14 protein-coding genes are annotated in these 17,512 nt (G+C 38.9%); 4 read left to right on the top strand and 10 right to left on the bottom strand.

Features of this window, described 5'->3' with window-relative positions; translation table 11 throughout:
• Positions 1 to 59: 59 nt before the first annotated feature.
• Together KHY58_RS08810 and KHY58_RS08805 are read right to left on the bottom strand one after the other, a co-directional pair.
• Positions 60 to 989, bottom strand: coding sequence for a ParB/RepB/Spo0J family partition protein (locus KHY58_RS08810; protein ID WP_278473101.1), 930 nt, complete (start codon positions 987 to 989; stop codon positions 60 to 62).
• Between the two features lie 181 nt (positions 990 to 1,170).
• Entirely contained in the window at positions 1,171 to 1,941 is a 771-nt protein-coding gene (locus KHY58_RS08805) for a ParA family protein (RefSeq protein WP_227037192.1), read from the bottom strand.
• 964 nt (positions 1,942 to 2,905) lie between these two features.
• On the opposite strand from KHY58_RS08805, the gene KHY58_RS08800 reads away from it, so the two are divergent.
• Genes KHY58_RS08800 through KHY58_RS08790 form a run of 3 tightly spaced genes read left to right on the top strand, consistent with a single transcriptional unit; the run spans position 2,906 to position 7,035 of the window.
• Positions 2,906 to 3,673: a methionine synthase gene (locus KHY58_RS08800; RefSeq protein WP_227037191.1), complete on the top strand. Its 768-nt coding sequence runs from the start codon at positions 2,906 to 2,908 to the stop codon at positions 3,671 to 3,673.
• Positions 3,674 to 3,720: 47 nt separating this feature from the next.
• Positions 3,721 to 6,156, top strand: coding sequence for a homocysteine S-methyltransferase family protein (locus KHY58_RS08795; RefSeq protein WP_278473099.1), 2,436 nt, complete (start codon positions 3,721 to 3,723; stop codon positions 6,154 to 6,156).
• A 21-nt stretch (positions 6,157 to 6,177) separates the two neighbouring features.
• A complete protein-coding gene (locus KHY58_RS08790) occupies positions 6,178 to 7,035 on the top strand; it encodes a methylenetetrahydrofolate reductase (protein WP_105087301.1) in 858 nt (285 codons plus the stop codon).
• A gap of 298 nt (positions 7,036 to 7,333) precedes the next feature.
• Here KHY58_RS08790 and rsmG read toward each other — a convergent pair whose 3' ends face one another.
• From rsmG to rpmH, 8 genes are all read right to left on the bottom strand, one after another.
• Positions 7,334 to 8,086, bottom strand: coding sequence for a 16S rRNA (guanine(527)-N(7))-methyltransferase RsmG (rsmG, locus tag KHY58_RS08785; RefSeq protein ID WP_278473098.1), 753 nt, complete (start codon positions 8,084 to 8,086; stop codon positions 7,334 to 7,336).
• A gap of 123 nt (positions 8,087 to 8,209) precedes the next feature.
• On the bottom strand, positions 8,210 to 10,081 hold the full coding sequence (mnmG, locus tag KHY58_RS08780) for a tRNA uridine-5-carboxymethylaminomethyl(34) synthesis enzyme MnmG (RefSeq protein ID WP_278473096.1): 1,872 nt from the start codon (positions 10,079 to 10,081) through the stop codon (positions 8,210 to 8,212).
• Between the two features lie 50 nt (positions 10,082 to 10,131).
• A complete protein-coding gene (gene mnmE, locus KHY58_RS08775) occupies positions 10,132 to 11,517 on the bottom strand; it encodes a tRNA uridine-5-carboxymethylaminomethyl(34) synthesis GTPase MnmE (RefSeq protein WP_278473095.1) in 1,386 nt (461 codons plus the stop codon).
• A 189-nt stretch (positions 11,518 to 11,706) separates the two neighbouring features.
• Complete coding sequence (jag, locus tag KHY58_RS08770; RefSeq protein ID WP_278473094.1) at positions 11,707 to 12,504, bottom strand: RNA-binding cell elongation regulator Jag/EloR; 798 nt, start codon at positions 12,502 to 12,504, stop codon at positions 11,707 to 11,709.
• A gap of 9 nt (positions 12,505 to 12,513) precedes the next feature.
• Positions 12,514 to 13,179: a YidC/Oxa1 family membrane protein insertase gene (locus KHY58_RS08765; RefSeq protein ID WP_004692948.1), complete on the bottom strand. Its 666-nt coding sequence runs from the start codon at positions 13,177 to 13,179 to the stop codon at positions 12,514 to 12,516.
• Between the two features lie 168 nt (positions 13,180 to 13,347).
• Positions 13,348 to 13,569 (bottom strand): membrane protein insertion efficiency factor YidD, encoded by a 222-nt coding sequence (gene yidD / locus KHY58_RS08760; protein ID WP_012865047.1) that lies wholly within the window; start codon positions 13,567 to 13,569, stop codon positions 13,348 to 13,350.
• A 48-nt stretch (positions 13,570 to 13,617) separates the two neighbouring features.
• Positions 13,618 to 13,977, bottom strand: coding sequence for a ribonuclease P protein component (gene rnpA, locus KHY58_RS08755; protein WP_004692947.1), 360 nt, complete (start codon positions 13,975 to 13,977; stop codon positions 13,618 to 13,620).
• 79 nt (positions 13,978 to 14,056) lie between these two features.
• Complete coding sequence (gene rpmH / locus KHY58_RS08750) at positions 14,057 to 14,191, bottom strand: 50S ribosomal protein L34 (RefSeq protein ID WP_278473092.1); 135 nt, start codon at positions 14,189 to 14,191, stop codon at positions 14,057 to 14,059.
• Between the two features lie 1,654 nt (positions 14,192 to 15,845).
• On the opposite strand from rpmH, the gene dnaA reads away from it, so the two are divergent.
• Entirely contained in the window at positions 15,846 to 17,420 is a 1,575-nt protein-coding gene (gene dnaA, locus KHY58_RS08745; protein ID WP_278473090.1) for a chromosomal replication initiator protein DnaA, read from the top strand.
• Positions 17,421 to 17,512 lie beyond the last annotated feature (92 nt).

Below are 17,512 nucleotides of genomic sequence, written 5' to 3'. Positions count from 1 at the left end.
TTGCTTTTGCTTTTGCTTTTGCTTTTGCTTTTGCTTTTGCTTTTGCTTTTGCTAGCCAATTATACTCTAAACTCTATTGCTTCCGCATCTTCTGTTTGATCTTGCCCATCCATATATGCAATAAGTCTTTCTAATTCAGCTTCAGAGGAGAAAGCAATTTCAATTTTACCTTGTACCTTTTTGCCTGCACGGAATTTAATGTTCACAGGAGACCCTAAGCTTAGTTTTAAACGGTCCATTAGAGCACGAACCTCTGCCGTATTTTGAGGTTTACCAGTCTTTGCTTTAGACGATTTATTTTGCATAGACTTAACAAGGGCCTCTGCTTGTCTAGCGCTTAGCTCGCCCTCTTTAATACGTTCAGCTGCTTCCATTTGTTGAGCTGCACTTCTTAACGCTAATAATGGACGAGCTTGACCAACCGTCAAATCACCTTCGATAAGATCCTTTTGTACAGAATCACATAATTTTAAAAGACGAACCATATTAGCAATATATGAACGACTACGGCCAAGACGAGCGGAAATCATTTCTTGCGTTTGCTTATAAGTATCCATCAATCCTTGATAAGCCAATGCTTCTTCAATGGGATCTAATCCTTCACGTTGTAAGTTTTCTACAAGAGCAACCTCTGTCATTTCTTCGGTATTATATTTTTTAACAATAACTGGTACTGTTTTCAATCCAGCAATCATAGCAGCACGATAACGGCGCTCACCAGCTACAATTTGATATTTATTCTTTTGTTTACGAACTACAATCGGTTGGAAAATACCAAGATTCTTGATTGATTCAGCCAATGTAGCTAGACTATCTTCATCAAAACTTTTACGTGGTTGATCTACATTTGGAACTAACTCAGAAATCGGCAGTTCATGTATCTCCTTATCAGGCAATACAGACTCTACAGAGTCAACCTTCATCAAATTCTCAAGGCCCTTCCCCAATCCGGACGCTTTGCTTTTCTTGCTTTTAATTTCTCTTGGCATACAACTAACCTCTCTCGGCCTTACAAATATTTACAAATTTAAAATATGTAAATCACGCAAACCACAAAAAACTAATATACTTAGCATTAGATACCTACATATTACCAGACACTTATTACCTTTAGGTACTTACTTCGCTTTTGTGTTTATTGAGCTTTAGTACTTATTCATCTCTTAGTGCTTATTTAGTTTTAGATGCTTTAATTACTTCTTTAGCTAATTTCGTATATACATCAGCACCTTTGGATTTTGGATCATATACAATGATTGGCTCCCCATAACTAGGCGCCTCACTTAAGCGTACATTACGAGGAATAATTGTTTTATATACTTTATTGCCAAAGAATTTTTTTACTTCATCGGCTACTTGAATAGATAAATTTGTGCGGCCATCAAACATAGTTAATAGTACGCCTTCAATTTCAAGATCCTTATTTGATGTTTGTTGTACAATTGTTATTGTTTTAACTAATTGACTAACCCCTTCCAATGCGTAAAATTCACTTTGAATTGGAATCAATACACTATCAGCAGCAGTCAAGGCATTTAATGTTAATAACCCGAGAGATGGTGGACAGTCAATGACGATAAAATCATATGTATCTCGTACTGGCGCTAATGCTTTTTTCAACATTGTTTCACGTGAAACAACGGAAACTAGTTCTACTTCAGCACCAGCTAGTTGAATTGTTGCAGGCGCCACAAATAGATTTTCAAGCATTGTAGGTTGTACAATATCAGCAATTGGTTCTCCATCAATTAGAACATCATGCACACAGAGCTCTAAATCATCCTTTTCAATACCTAACCCAGAACTAGCATTACCTTGTGGATCCAAATCAACCAGTAACACTTTCTTACCTGCATCAGCTAAACAAGCACTCAAATTTACTGATGTTGTAGTTTTACCAACACCGCCTTTTTGATTAGTAATAGCTATAACTTTGCCCACTTAATTCACCTCACATCTTCGTTCAAAATATTTCTTTTCCATTATAACATAAAACAATGCTAATTACGGTATTTATAAATCAAATTCTCATTAATTTATCTATCTACTACATTATTTTACTTATCTACTACATTATTTTACTTATCTACTACATTATTTTACTTATCTACTACATTTTTTCCTGCTTACATTTATACTATGCCCATAAATTTATAGATAAATAACTTCATTAATATGGTTATAACATTTATTTTATTGTTTCACGTGAAATATAGCAATTTATTCCTTTACTATATAAGTACAACACAAAATAAAAAAAATTACATCAAATGTTCTATAAATTTTACAATTAAATGTTTCACGTGAAACATTTAAAGATTAAAATCTAACGCAAAAATTAAGTTATAGAATTAATAAAAAATTTTACAGTAAAAAATTATTGCCTTAATATAAATCTATACCAATAGACAAATATATACAAAATTATTTTATATCATTTTTTTATTTATAGAACAACACCATCAGCGAAAAGTATAAAGTAATCAACTTTTGATCGGTAACATTATATATAACAATAATATACGAAATGTAATGAACTAATATTAATATACTTATATATTCATAACAAACTATTAGATTATGTTTAACAAATTGTTTCACGTGAAACATTAAGGTTAACATTAAACACATAAAGTCTTCATCATCAATAACTTTTACGCTCAAAAAACCATTTTGATATAACTTTAAACTATACCTATATACTACTAAATTATATGAGAATACAGGCCCTATATACTTTGACAGGTATTATTCATATCTATATACTATTAGTTAGATAGTAATTAGATTGATAATCTTAAGAGTCTAGAAAAATCACTTTATAAGATTTACTATACAATTAATAACAGTAAGCACACGCTCTACGGACACGCAGAGCTTTTTATTTTGAAGAGGAGGCGTTTCTATGCCCATCTATAACGGAATGCTTCCTGCCATCGACAAAGCAGAAGTAAAACGATACGCAGGACTTCGTCATGCTGAGGATTTCCCACAAAACTATGTTGACGAAGCATGTAAGGAAATCCAATTATTGGCTACACCTAGGGGTGTATATCAAGAATATGATTACGATGCAGAAACAAAAACAATTTTAAGCAATCCACCGCTTAAAATTGAAGGGTCTATCATTGAAAAACATCTAGAAAAATCTACTAAAGTATACGTATTAGGTGTAACAGTTGGAGAAGATGTAGAAATTCGTAGTGAGCAGTTATTTAAACAAGGTAACTATACGGTAGGCTTATTACTTGATGCAGCAGCCACAACTGCTGTAGAACAGGTAGCTGATCAGGTAAACGAAGTAATCAATACAATTGCTAAAAAACAAGGCTATAAGCCAACTTGGCGTTTTAGCCCTGGTTATGGCAACTGGCCACTAGAAATTCAACCACAATTAGCTAAAATCATCAAAACAGAGATGATTGGCTTACAAGTAACAGAGAACTATTTATTATTCCCACGTAAGTCTGTAACGGCTATCATCGGTTTAATGCCAGCAAACGAAGATATTAAAACTAAACGAGGCTGTACATCTTGTTCACAACAAAATTGTGCATCTCGAAAATTACCAGAGAAGGCAACAGTCACCACCCAAGATGGGGGAGAAGAGGAAGGTAGTAAAACTACTGCCGACATTTCTGGTATTGCCATGAAGGGGCAACCAATACAATAGTGTTTCACGTGAAACATTGTAATTTAGGATGTTAAAGGAAGATGTTTATGTATATATTTGACGGTGCTATGGGCACAATGCTTCAAGCGGCAGGCTTAGAAGAAGGCTATTGTCCAGAGCTATTTAATATTGAAAGACCAGAAGTAGTAAAGGATATTCATGCTCAATACTTACAACATGGCAGTGATGTAATCACTACCAATACATTCGGTGCTTGTGGTCTTAAATTAGAAGATTATGACTTGCAGGATCGCGTAAGAGAAATCAATATTGCAGCTGTGAAGGTAGCAAAAGAAGCCATTGCAGAGAATAAACCAACTGCTCGTGTAGCAGGTTCTATGGGTCCTACAGGCCGTTTTTTGCAACCATTAGGCAATATGAGCTTTGACTCTATCTATGATACATATCGTGAACAAGCCGAAGCATTAATCGAAGGTGGCGTTGATTTTATTATCATTGAAACTATCATCGACGTACAAGAAATGCGTGCCGCTTTATTAGCCTCTTTAGATGCTCGTGAAGCAGCAGGGAAGACAAAAGATGATGTACAAATCATCTGTCAATTTTCTTTTAGTGAAGACGGTCGTACTATTACAGGTACACCACCAGCAGTAGCAACTACTATCGTAGAAGCTATGGGTGCAGATATCATTGGTATCAACTGTTCCCTTGGACCTGAGCAAATCACACCACTTATCGAAGAAATTGCAAGCGTTACAAATTTACCAATAAGCTGTCAGCCAAATGCTGGTATGCCTCAACTGATTAATAAACAAACTGTATTCCCACTCACAGCAGAAGAAATGGGTCCATTAATGCTTGCTATCGTTGATGCAGGGGCTAGTTATGTTGGTGGCTGCTGTGGTACAACACCAGCTCATATTCAATCTATTTCTGATGCTGTGAAAGCTCATACGCCAAAAGAACGCGCCCACATTGCACCTAAAACAATTATTACAAGCCGTACTAAACTTTTAGAATTAGGCCATCATACAAAACCACTTATCATTGGCGAACGTATTAACCCAACTGGTCGTAAAGTCCTTGCTCAAGAATTGCGCGATGGCTCTTTCATCCGTGTTAAACGTGATGCGTTGGATCAAGTAGAAGCTGGCGCAGATATCCTCGATGTAAACATGGGCGTAGCTGGCATGGATCAATCACCCTTAATGGAACGTGCCATTTTCGAGTTATCCATGCTCGTAGAAACACCATTATCCATTGACACATTAGACCCAGTAGCTATGGAAATAGCTCTTAAAAACTATCCAGGTCGTGCCCTCATCAACTCTGTAAATGGGGAGGAGGAGTCTATTACGCACGTAATGCCTTTGGCTAAACGGTATGGTGCAGCATTGCTTTGCTTGCCAATCTGTAGTGGTGACTTACCTGAAAAAGCAGAAGATCGCGTTGCTTTAGCTGAAAGCATCGTAAATCGCGCTTATGGTTATGGTCTTCAACCACATGACTTATTACTCGATCCATTGGTATTAACACTTGCTAGTGGGGAAGATAGTGCACGCCAAACATTGCGTACGTTACAATTATATAAAGAAAAATTTGGCTTCCCAACAGTAATGGGCTTGTCCAATATTTCCTTCGGTATGCCTCAGCGTCCCTATTTGAACGGCCAATTTCTAACAATGGCCCTTGCATGTGGCTTAACAACACCAATTATGAATCCACTCAATTATCCAGCAAAAAAAGCATTTGTATCCAGTACTACCTTACTAGGCTGGGATCCAGGCTCTGCTGAATTTATTAAAGAATACGGCTATGAAGACGAAACTACCGCTCCTGGTAACTCTGCTCCTAAAGGGCCAGATAAAAAGTCCTTCGATAGTAATGATCCTTTAGCCAATATTCGCGCATGTGTAGAACAAGGCGAAAAAGAAGCTATCATTGAGCTTGTAAAAAAAGCCTTAGCAGATGGTATCGATCCATTAGATCTTACGAAGAAAGGCTTATCTGAAGCGATGAACGTAGTGGGGGATAAGTTTGGTTCTGGTAAGTTATTCTTACCACAAGTAATGCTTGCTGCTGAAACAATGCAGGCTGCTTTCAACACCATTAAAGAAATTATTCCTGCTAGTGAAAGCTTAGATAAAGGTACCGTTGTCGTAGCTACAGTTAAAGGCGACATTCACGATTTAGGTAAAAACATCGTAGCAGCATTGCTCGAAAACAATGGTTACAAAATCGTCGACCTTGGTAAGGACGTTGACCCAGAAGTTATCGTACAAGCCATTAAAGATAACAAAGCTGCCCTCGTTGGCATCTGTTCCTTGATGACGACAACCATGCCACAAATCGACAATACTATCGCTGCTATCCGTGCAGCAGGCCTTAAAACTAAGGTCATGGTTGGTGGCGCCGTAGTATCTCAAGACTACGCAGACCAAGCAGGCGCAGATATCTACGCTAAGGACGGCATCGCTGCTGTTAACCATGCTAACGATTTCTTTGAAACACTAGAAAAATAATGTATAGTAACGAGGTACATGATGACATTAAGAGAAAAACATCAACAAGGGCAGTTCACCATTACTGTTGAATTGGATCCTCCTAAAAGCAGTTCTGCAGAAAAGACCTTCGAACAAGCAGCCCGTTTGAAAGGGAAGGTGGATGCTATCAACATCGCTGATAGCCCTATGTCCAAAATGCGCATGAGCCCAATTTCTCTTTCTTATTTATTACAACATAACAAAGAAATTGAAACTATTTTCCACCTTACATGCCGCGACCGTAATATTATCGGATTGCAATCTGAATTACTCGGTGCAGCAGCTTTGGGCGTGCATAATATTTTAACACTCACTGGTGATAAACCAGATAATGGGGACCATCCATTTGCACAATCCGTATTTGAAGTCGACTGTATGGGACTACTCAACATCGCTAAGACATTAAATGCAGGCAAAGACCTTGCAGGTAATGACCTAGACGCACCTACAAACTTCTACATCGGTGCCACTGGTAATCCTGGTGCTCCAGATTTAGAGATTGAACGCCAAAAATTAGCTGCTAAAATTCAAAATGGCGCTCACTTTGTACAAACACAACCAATTTACGATTTAGAACAGGCAAAACGCTACATTGATAAGATGTCTGAATTCGATGTACCTATCATGCTAGGTTTGATTCCACTTAAAAGCTTTAAAATGGCTACATACCTCCATGAAAAAGTGCCTGGAATCAATCTTACTCAAGAAATCTTGGACCGCATGGAAAAAGGTGGTAAAGAAGCGGGTACAGAAATCGCAATCGAAACACTTGAACAAATCAAGAAAATAGCAGCAGGCGTACATATTATGCCTTTAAATGATATCGATACAACATTATATATTATTGACCACGTATAAAGTCATTCTAAGATTAACATATAACACCTTTCCCACGACCTCCATAGTGAACTAAGTCGTTCTTAGGGAAAGGTGTTATATGTATCTTTATCTCCGCCTCATATAGTGAACAAAATATATAATTTTGTTGTAAACGATATCATTTAATAGATATAGGGTAGGGGAGGGAATCCAAACTAATTCGTTACTAAGAAAAAAAAAGAGGATGCTGATCTAAGATTTGCATCCTCTTTTTCTTTATGTAGCAATATAGCATAGAGTTTATTTATATTAGTTTCTACGCCTAAATCATTAGCTGCTATACTAACGGTTTGTCTTTGATTTCTTTTGGTTTTCGTGGATATTGTTTCGGTGTTTTACCTGTTTTCTTGATGTACAGAATGGCACGTTTATCGTCTAAGGTTGGCAAAGTAACGGTTCTTACTTCTTCGATAGTAGCTTTTAGTGTGCTAAGGGCTTTATTAGATTCTTTCACTTCTTCTTTGTAGATAGCGCCTTTTAAAGCAACGACGTAGCCACCTTCTTTTACATATGGCACAGTCCATTCTAAAAGAATCGGCAAGCGTGCCACGGCACGGCTCGTAGCAATATCGAAGCTTTCACGGTAATCTTGGTGACTCAAATCCTCCGCACGTCCATGTAAGATAGTACAGTTCGTCAGTTTTAGTTCATCTATAACTGATTCCAAAAAGGTAAGCCGCTTTTTCAAAGAATCAAACAGGGTAACCTTGAGGCTATGGTCATAGATAGCCAATGGAATACCCGGAAAGCCTGCACCGGTACCAACATCGATAATCGTCATGCCAGATTTGATAATTTCAGAATCATAACAGGAGAGGGAGTCAATCATGTGCTTAACCACGACTTCTTTCATATCCGTAATACCCGTTAAATTGAGATATTTATTTGTTTCAATCATATGCGCATAATACATGTAAAAGTCTTTGGCTTGCTCTTCCGTACAAGGCAAGCCAAAATGGCTCATTTGCTCCATCATGTACGAAACAAATTCAGACTGAGGTGCTATAGGCACATCGTATTTTTCTTTCATAAGTACTCCTAATGAATTGTCTAATATGTATAGGACAATAAAATCTGTAGGAAATATCTTTTAAAATCTGTAAGAAATATCTTCTAAAAAGTTCATATAAAATGCATGTTATTACATGCTATTTTATTTACTTCTGTTGTATTGTTCGAGTTGGATTAACAGAACAGATACGTCCGCAGGTGATACGCCAGAGATACGGCTTGCTTGGCCGATGGAGTGAGGGCGAATTTTGTTGAGCTTTTGTTGAGCTTCAAGGGAAATACCCTTGATTTGTGTATAGTCCCATTCTTTTGGAAGAATTTTTTCTTCTAGTTTACGAACCTTATCGACTTGCTCCATTTGCTTTTTGATGTAACCTTCGTAGGTAATGGAAATATCGACAGCTTCCTCTACATCAGGTGTATAGCGTTTCAAACCAAATACATCGGCTACGACGGCATAAGAGAGTTCGTTACGTTTTACTAAATCATAAGCGTGAATACCTGTTCTAATAGGTGCTGTACCTAGACTTTCAAGCAAAGCTTGTGTTTCCTTGGATGGATTGACAGGTGTATTTCGTAACATGTCCATTGCTTCTTCGATAGCAGCTTTTTTAGCTGTAAATTTAGCCCAACGATCATCTTTTACAAGACCGATTTCACGGCCTTTTTCCGTAAGACGCATGTCTGCATTATCTTGACGAAGCAATAATCGGTATTCACTGCGGCTTGTCATCATACGGTACGGTTCATTTGTACCTTTTGTTACAAGATCATCGATGAGAACACCGATGTACGCTTCAGAGCGAGCAAGGATGAACGGTTCTTTACCTTCAAGCCACAATGCTGCGTTGATACCAGCCATGAGGCCTTGAGCAGCCGCTTCTTCATAGCCAGATGTACCATTGGCTTGACCTGCAGAGTAGAGGCCTTCAATATGTTTCACTTGAAGGGCTGGTGTTAATTGCGTTGGATTCAAGCAATCGTATTCGATAGCATAGGCAGGGCGCATAATTTCAACATTCTCAAGTCCTGGGATGGTACGCAAGAACGCATATTGTACATCCATTGGAAGGGATGTACTCATACCTTGTACATACATTTCATTTGTACCCGTACCTTCTGGTTCTACGAATAATTGATGGCGTTCTTTATCAGCAAAGCGCACTACTTTATCTTCGATGGAAGGGCAGTAACGAGGGCCTACGCCTTCGATTTTGCCACTATACATAGGAGCGCGGTGAATATTGCTATGAATGATTTCGTGCGTTTCCTTGTTAGTATACGTCAACCAGCATACATCTTCATTACGGTTAATCCATTCATCCATAAAAGAAAATGCGTGATGATGTGCATCGCCTTCTTGAACTACCATATTATCGAGGTTTAAAGTACGTTTATCTACACGTGCTGGTGTACCCGTCTTAAAGCGCATCAATTCAACACCATTATCGAGCAAGGATTGAGAGAAATGTTCCGCTACGCGTTGGCCATTTGGACCGCCCACATAATCGATATCGCCGATGAGGATTTTACCTTTCAAATAGGTACCCGTACAAAGAATTATCGCCTTAGCGCCATAAAATTCACCAAGCTCTGTAACGATGCCTGTTACCTTGCCATCCTCAACCTTAAGCTCAGTCACCATGATTTGCTTAACATTGAGATTATCTGTATTCTCCAATGTTTGTTTCATCAAATGTTGATATTTAATCTTGTCGGATTGACAGCGCAAAGAATGAACGGCAGGTCCCTTACCCATATTGAGCATACGCATTTGGATAGCCGTAGCATCCGCATTAATACCCATTTGACCGCCTAATGCGTCAACTTCGTAAACAAGATGGCTTTTACCAGGACCACCCACGGCAGGGTTGCACGGCATAAGCGCAATATTATCTAAACTGATGGTCGCCATCAACGTGCGATGACCCATGCGGGCAGTAGCGAGAGCCGCCTCACAACCAGCATGACCACCACCGATGACGATGACATCATAATTATCTACTGTGTACATATCAATTAAATTCCTTATATTTGTTACTTATCTTATTGTGAAAGTTTAAATCATTTACCAAGGCAAAAACGACTAAACAATTCATCTATCATGCTTTCTCGGATTGTGTCGCCTGTGATGTCGCCTAGTAATTCCCAGGCGCTACGCAGGTCGGTAGCTACAAAGTCTACAGGCATGCCCATATCAATGGAGGAGAGAGCTTGTTCGACTTGTCCCTTTGCTTGTTCCATAAGGCTAATGTGGCGCACGTTACTAATCATGGCGCTGTTGTTTTGTTTTACGCGACCGCCATAGACGAGTTCTTGTACCCATTTAGAGAGAACTGCAGAGCCTTCCCCTTCTTTAGCACTAATGCGTTCTATGGCTGTAAAGGTGCCGTGTTCTTTAATATTTTCATCTGTAACGACCTGTGCCACGTCGGACTTATTGAGGAGTACGATGGTGTTTAAACCGCTCACAGAGATCAAAATTTCGATTTCTTCAGAGTTTAGCGGAGTAGATCCGTCAATAACGCAGAGCACGATGTCTGCTTTGTTGATATAATCACGAGCACGCTCCACACCAAGGGCTTCTACCGTATCTTGTGTATCGCGGATACCTGCCGTATCGATGAGGCGTAAAGAAATGCCTTCTACAGTCATATATTCTTCAATGCTGTCCCGCGTCGTCCCCGGAATATCCGTTACGATAGCGCGGTTTTCGCGCAAGAGAGCGTTCATGAGGCTCGATTTACCTGCATTTGGACGACCTACGATAACCGTCGTAATACCGTCCCGAATGAGGCGACCTGTATTCGCTGTGGACAAGAGATCATCCATGGCTTTCAAAATAGGCTGCAACTGATCGCGAACCTCTTGGCTCGTTACATCCTCGATATCCTCCTCAGGATAGTCGATGGTTACCTCTAAATGAGCAATCATGGCGATGAGCTGTTCTCGCACATCTTTCACAAAGGATGAAACAGTCCCATCTAGCTGAGATACAGCGAGGGAGAGGGAGTCCTCCGTTTTTGCTTCAATAATATCAATGATCGCCTCTGCTTGAGTGAGATCGATACGTCCGTTCATAAAGGCGCGCTTTGTAAATTCACCGGCTTCAGCCATGCGCACATCGTGATTGACGAGGAGTTTCAGAATTTGTCGAACCGGTACAATGCCGCCGTGACACTGAATTTCTACCACATCTTCCGCCGTGTAGGAATGAGGCCCTTTCATTAATAGTACAAGAACCTCATCGATGGTCTTGTTCGTCATCGGATCCACAATGGTCCCATATTGAATCGTTCTATTTTGGCGGTCCATCAAAGGAACGGTGCCAGTGCTCTTGAACAGGCTATTTACAATAGGAAAACTATCCTTGCCGCTGACCCGAATAATACCAACCCCACCGATGCCGGGCGGTGTCGCAATGGCCGCTATTGTATCATCTATATACATACATATCTCCGTATTTCGATTATCTAGTATTTGTTTTTGTATATGTTCTTCGCCTGTGAAAGTTAAACTAAACTAATCTTTGCAAGCGAAGATTAACTTAGGTTAGCTTTCACCATAACCTAAAGAATAAAGGGAACAGCCCTCAAGCAACCGAGGATATCAGTTACTTGAAAGCTGCACCACTATATTTTATTTTTTGTACGAAATCACAACGTGACGGAATGGTTCATCCCCTTCACTGTTGGTAACAACGTTTTTATCCCCTTGAAGGGCAGTATGAATGATTTTACGTTCAAAAGCATTCATCGGTTCTAAGGAAACCTTTTGACGGTTGCGTTTCACCTTAGAAGCCAAGCGTTTCGCGAGATTTACCAATGTTTCTTCTCGGCGAGAACGATAGTTTTCCACATCTACCACGATATGGCAGTGGCCAGATACATCCTTGTGAGCCACGAGATTTGTTAAGTATTGAATAGCATCCAATGTTTGACCATGTTTGCCAATCAAAATACCTAAATCTTCGCCGTGTACTTGGAATGTAATCTTGTCTTTAGTCATCATCTTTTCGATAACTACAGTGAGGCCCATTTGTGTAAACATATCATCGAGGAATTGTTTACCTTTTTCAGCAATTTCTTGTTGATCTTCTTTTGAAAGTTCTTTTTTAGAAGGTTTTTCCGTTATAGTACTTTCAGAAGTTTCAACTGCTGTATCTTGTACTTCTGTTTCGCTTGTTGCCACTGGTTCGGAAGCAATAGCTACAGATTGTTCTTCTGCGTTAGCTACTTCTTTTGCAGTAGCAGATTGAGCCAAAGCAGTGAAGAATAAGCGAACAACTGCTGGTTTACGACCAATGCCTAAAAATCCACTAGAAGGTTGTTCTAAGACTTTAGTTTCTACTAATTCTTGGCCTTCAGCGGCTAATTGAGCTACACCTTTAGCAATGGCATCTTCAATGGTTTTAGCAGATACATCGATAAATTCCATAATTGCCTCCTACTTAGCGTTCAAATTTTTGTAAATGAAATGCTGTTGAATCAATTGGAATACGTTAGAAACTACCCAGTAGATAACGAGACCAGATGGGAAGCTCAAAGAAATGTAACCAATGAATAAAGGCATAAAGATTGTCATAATCTTTTGTTGTTGCGCAGCTGCACCAGTTGCACCATTACTAGTTTGACGAGACATAACCCATGTGGATAATGCACTCAAAATAGGTAAAATATACATTGGATCTGGATCGCCAAGGCTAGGCAACCACAAGAATTGTACAAAGTTTGGATCGTATGGGTAATCTTTCAAAGCCCAGTAAATCGCGATCAAGAATGGCATTTGTACCAACAATGGCAAGCAACCAGCCAATGGGTTAACGCCCATTTCTTTGTACAATGCACCCATTTCCGCTTGCAGTTTTGCAGGATCGTTTTTGTATTTATCTTGCAATTGTTTCATGCGAGGCTGCAATTCTTGCATAGCCTTCATGGATTTGATTTGCTTAACAGTAAGTGGTGCCAAAATCGCTTTAATAACGATTGTTAAAAGGATAATAGCCACACCGTAGCTTGGATAACCTATCATTTGAGTCAATTGGAATGCATAAGTTACCAATGTGCTCATTAAATCAACGATAGGTTGGAAAATACCACTTAAAAAGTCCATTGTTTCTCCTTTTTCATACAGTCCGAAATCGTCCTTTGCGCATCTATATATCGTTATGGTATGGTCTAAATTTCATCCATACAGATGCTCAGGTATTTCCAAAACTGTGCTCGATGGTGATGGTGAAAGTTACTTTCACAGAACACATCCAGCCTAATCCCACGTGGGTTAGGGAACTGGATCGTAGCCACCCTTGTGGAAAGGATGACAGCGAAGAATGCGTTTTAAACCCATCCAGCTACCTTTCAAAGGACCATATTTTTCGATGGCCTGCAGAGTATATGTGGAACATGTCGGATAATAACGGCAACATCCAGGTTTTAAGGGAGATATGGCGAGCTGATAAAACCTAATTAAAAGTCGTAAAAGCATGGTTATACAGCGTTTCATGGAAACCTCCATATACACAAAAAGGACCAAAGCCTCTAACTTGTGGTCCTATTTATCATTTTGTATCAATAATTTGCTTTTTCGCAAGAGATACAAAATCTCCTTTTCCGCTTTTTCGTAGGTAGCGTTTTTCAGAGGGCCACGTCCAACAATTACGATATGATACCCTTCGCGAATGGCGTGCTGATTGAGGCGATATACCTCTTTCATCAGGCGTCTAGCTCGGTTGCGCTCCACTGCACAACCAACCTTTTTACCTGTTACAAAACCAATGCGCGTAGGTTGCTTTGCCACGGGCATACGATACAGTACACACATACGGCCTACTTCGTATTTTCCGTGCTTATACACAAGGCGATATTCATTGTTGTGCGTCAGTCGTCTTGCTTTATCAAGGCAATAATCCATATGCATTGTCCTTAAGTCCTAAGAATAGAAAAACTTGGCAGCAGCGCCAAGTTTTTTCTCCTGCCTAACAGCTATTATATTATGCAGATAAGCGTTTTCTGCCTTTTGCACGTCTTCTTTTCAAAACGAGACGGCCACCAATAGTTTTCATGCGTTCACGGAAACCATGGGTACGTCTTCTCCAAAGAGTATTTGGTTGGTAAGTACGTTTCATTAGTAAAACACCTCCTCGTCATTCTGTATTGTTTTACTTATACCATAACAGGGTAATTATAGAGGTAAAACGTAAATTTGTCAATATAATAAAGGGGTTCTGCTGTGAGTTCTTGTATTTCTGAAAATAATTCTACTACACATTTTATCCTGTAATTGATGTTACGTTTCCAGGGGGAGGAATATAGGGCTCCTTCATCGCTCCATACTCATCGTAAAGTCGCTCAAAATGACCCTATATTCCCTCCTAAGGCAACCCTAATTTCACCTTCAACACCACTGCACGATGTAAACGTAACATCAATATCAGCATACAAGAACTCACAACCTTAATTTTTTTATATTAGACAAATTTACATTTTAATTTCTAGTTGAAGAGAGGGGAGGAATAGATGTGGTTTTCTCCCTCCATACTCATCGTAAGTCGGTCAAAAATCCATATCTATTCCTGCTCCTAACACACTCTAATGACTACTCATACACCTACCACCAGTATAAAAAGTAGTATCAGTTTTTATAGGAAATCTAAAAGTCTTTCAGAATACAGATCTAAGATTTAACAAATCTTACCTTTTAACCTCTTGAGGAGAGAGGAAATAGGAATAATTGATGTTACGTTTCCAGGGGGAGGAATATAGGGCTCCTTCATCGCTCCATACTCATCGTAAAGTCGCTCAAAAGGACCCTATATTCCCTCCCTAAGACAACCCTAATGTCATCCTCAACACCACTACATGATGTAAACGTAACATCAATTTATCAACATACAAGAACTCACAATTCAAATTTTTTTATACTTTGGCAAATTTATGTTTTTATCTCTATTTGAAGAGAGGGGAGGAATAGATGTGGTTTTCTCCCTCCATACTCATCGTAAGTCGGTCAAAAATCCACATCTATTCCTGCTCCTAACACACTCTAATGATTACTAATACACCTACCACCAGTATAAAAAGTAGTATCAGTTTTTATAGGAAATCTAAAAGTCTTTCAGAATACGGATCTAAGATTTAACAAATATTACCTTTTAACCTCTTGATAGGAAAGGGGGACAATTGATACTATTAATTTCCTCTGACTTCTCTCCCCGATTTTCATTTAAGTTGTGTTGATAACGTTTTATAAACAGATCTAATGTAGATTGATAGAAGGTATATCTATTACTTTTTTGGTTATATGTATAAAAATCATAAAATTATATGGTTGGAGGAGGGGAAGTGAAACTACTTTTTGAGCGACTTGCGTCAGGATGGAGCGATAAAAGTAGTTTCACTTCCTATCCCAAAAGTAATAGATATACCAAGAGAAAATTAAAATATACATTATAAACAGTTTATAAAAGTTATCCACAGATTGAATGACAAATTACTTATTTTTTGGTACAATCATACTTGAAATTAGGAAAAATTATATATTTTTATAGGTTTTTGATGGATAACTTTCGAAGTTATCCACATTTTTTCTCTTTTATTTTATAAAAACTGAAAAGTCAGTAATTATCTATATAAAATAGACTTTTATTTTTACTTATTCACAGGTTATACACAAGTTATTCACAGGAATAATAGTTTTTTCCACAGCTTTTACAATGGTTATGCACATTATTCCTAAAGTTATACACATTTATCGCAATAGTTATTCACAAGAGGCACGTCATGCAATCATTTGATTTAAATAATATATGGGAGCATATATTGCAAGAGGCGAAAAAGAATATGCAGCATTTACCTGACGCATTGTATTTGCGCGTCACGTCATCGTTGATTCCCATGTCTCTCGAAAGTCATTCGATCCATATTGGGGTCATGCAAACATTTGTAAAAAACTTAATCGACCAGCAGCCGCAAATTAGCAAGGCTTTGCAGGATGCGATTACTACGGTTATCGGTTCCCATCGAGATATGGTGTTATTCGATTTCAATCAAGAGAGTGTAGATACTACCTTTGTTGATGAAAGTCTCATCGATACGCCAGTTGTGGCACCACCATTGCCTTTACCACCTATAGTAGAGGAAAAGGCTCATCAAGAGGAATTTTACACTCCAGTCTATCAAGATCCTGTCTATATCGACCGCGCACCAGCGCCTGTGGAGATTCCAGACGAACCAATGGTAACGACACCAAAGAAATCTACAGAAACAACGCCAACATTGCAGTCTGACAATGTACCTGTGGATTTATCGTTATCTAATCTCAATCCGGCGTACCGTTTTGATAACTACGTAACAGGTAATGCCAACCGTATACCATTTGGGGCTGCACAAAATGTAGCTGAATTTCCTGGTGGAGACTATAATCCGCTCTTTATATATGGTCCATCGGGCCTCGGCAAAACACACTTGATGCACGCCATCGGTAATGCTATCAAGGAAAATCATCCACATATGAAGGTCATGTCTATTACGAGCGAAAACTTTATGAATATTTTCGTCGAAACATTACAGCGCAACCAAGGTAAATTGTTCCGCAACACATTCCGCAATATCGATGTGCTCATGATTGACGATATTCAGTTCCTTGAAAGCCGTGAAAGTACGAAAACTGAGCTATTTAATACGTTCAATGAATTATTAAATAACAACAAGCAAATCGTTCTTACCTCTGATACGATGCCAAACGATATGGAGCAATTCGAAGATCGTCTTCGCTCTCGTTTCCAAGCTGGTTACATTGCCACAATGGAAAATCCAGATTTAGAAACGCGCATCGCCATCTTCAGATCACTACTCGAACGAGAATATAAAAAGAATCGCATTATTCGTATCGATAATGATTCAATCAACTATGTAGCGCTGCAATTTAGCGAAAACGTCCGCGTATTGCAAGGTGCTTTCACCAAGCTCATCGGTACAGCGTCTATCGATCAACGTCTCGAATCTATCGACCTTGAATATACTAAACACGCCTTGGCGGGCCTCGTTCATACCGAAGAGGTGAATATGGTTAATATTGAAAGCATCCAGAATTTTGTAAGTTCTTATTTCAATATTAAAAAGCAAGACCTACTCGGCAAGAAACGAAAAGCCCAATTCGCATTTCCACGGCAAATCGCCATGTATCTATGCCGCGATATGATCAATGAAAGCTATCCTCAAATCGCAGCAGCTTTTTCTCGTGACCATACGACAATTCTCCATGCGTACGATAAAATAACGAAGGAAATTGAAAAAAACGAAGAAACTAAACGAATGGTTGCAGAAATTAAACAAAAATTAACAAGCTGTGGATAACTCTGTGGATATACGGTGAATAACTTTGTGGATATCCTAAAACTCATACTTTGATGTTAATATGTGGATAAGTAGGTACAAACTATCAACAT

It is taken from the genome of Veillonella parvula (genome assembly GCF_018366295.1).
Taxonomy (GTDB): Bacteria; Bacillota; Negativicutes; order Veillonellales; family Veillonellaceae; genus Veillonella; species Veillonella parvula_P.
This window is presented reverse-complemented; position numbering and strand designations above follow the sequence as displayed.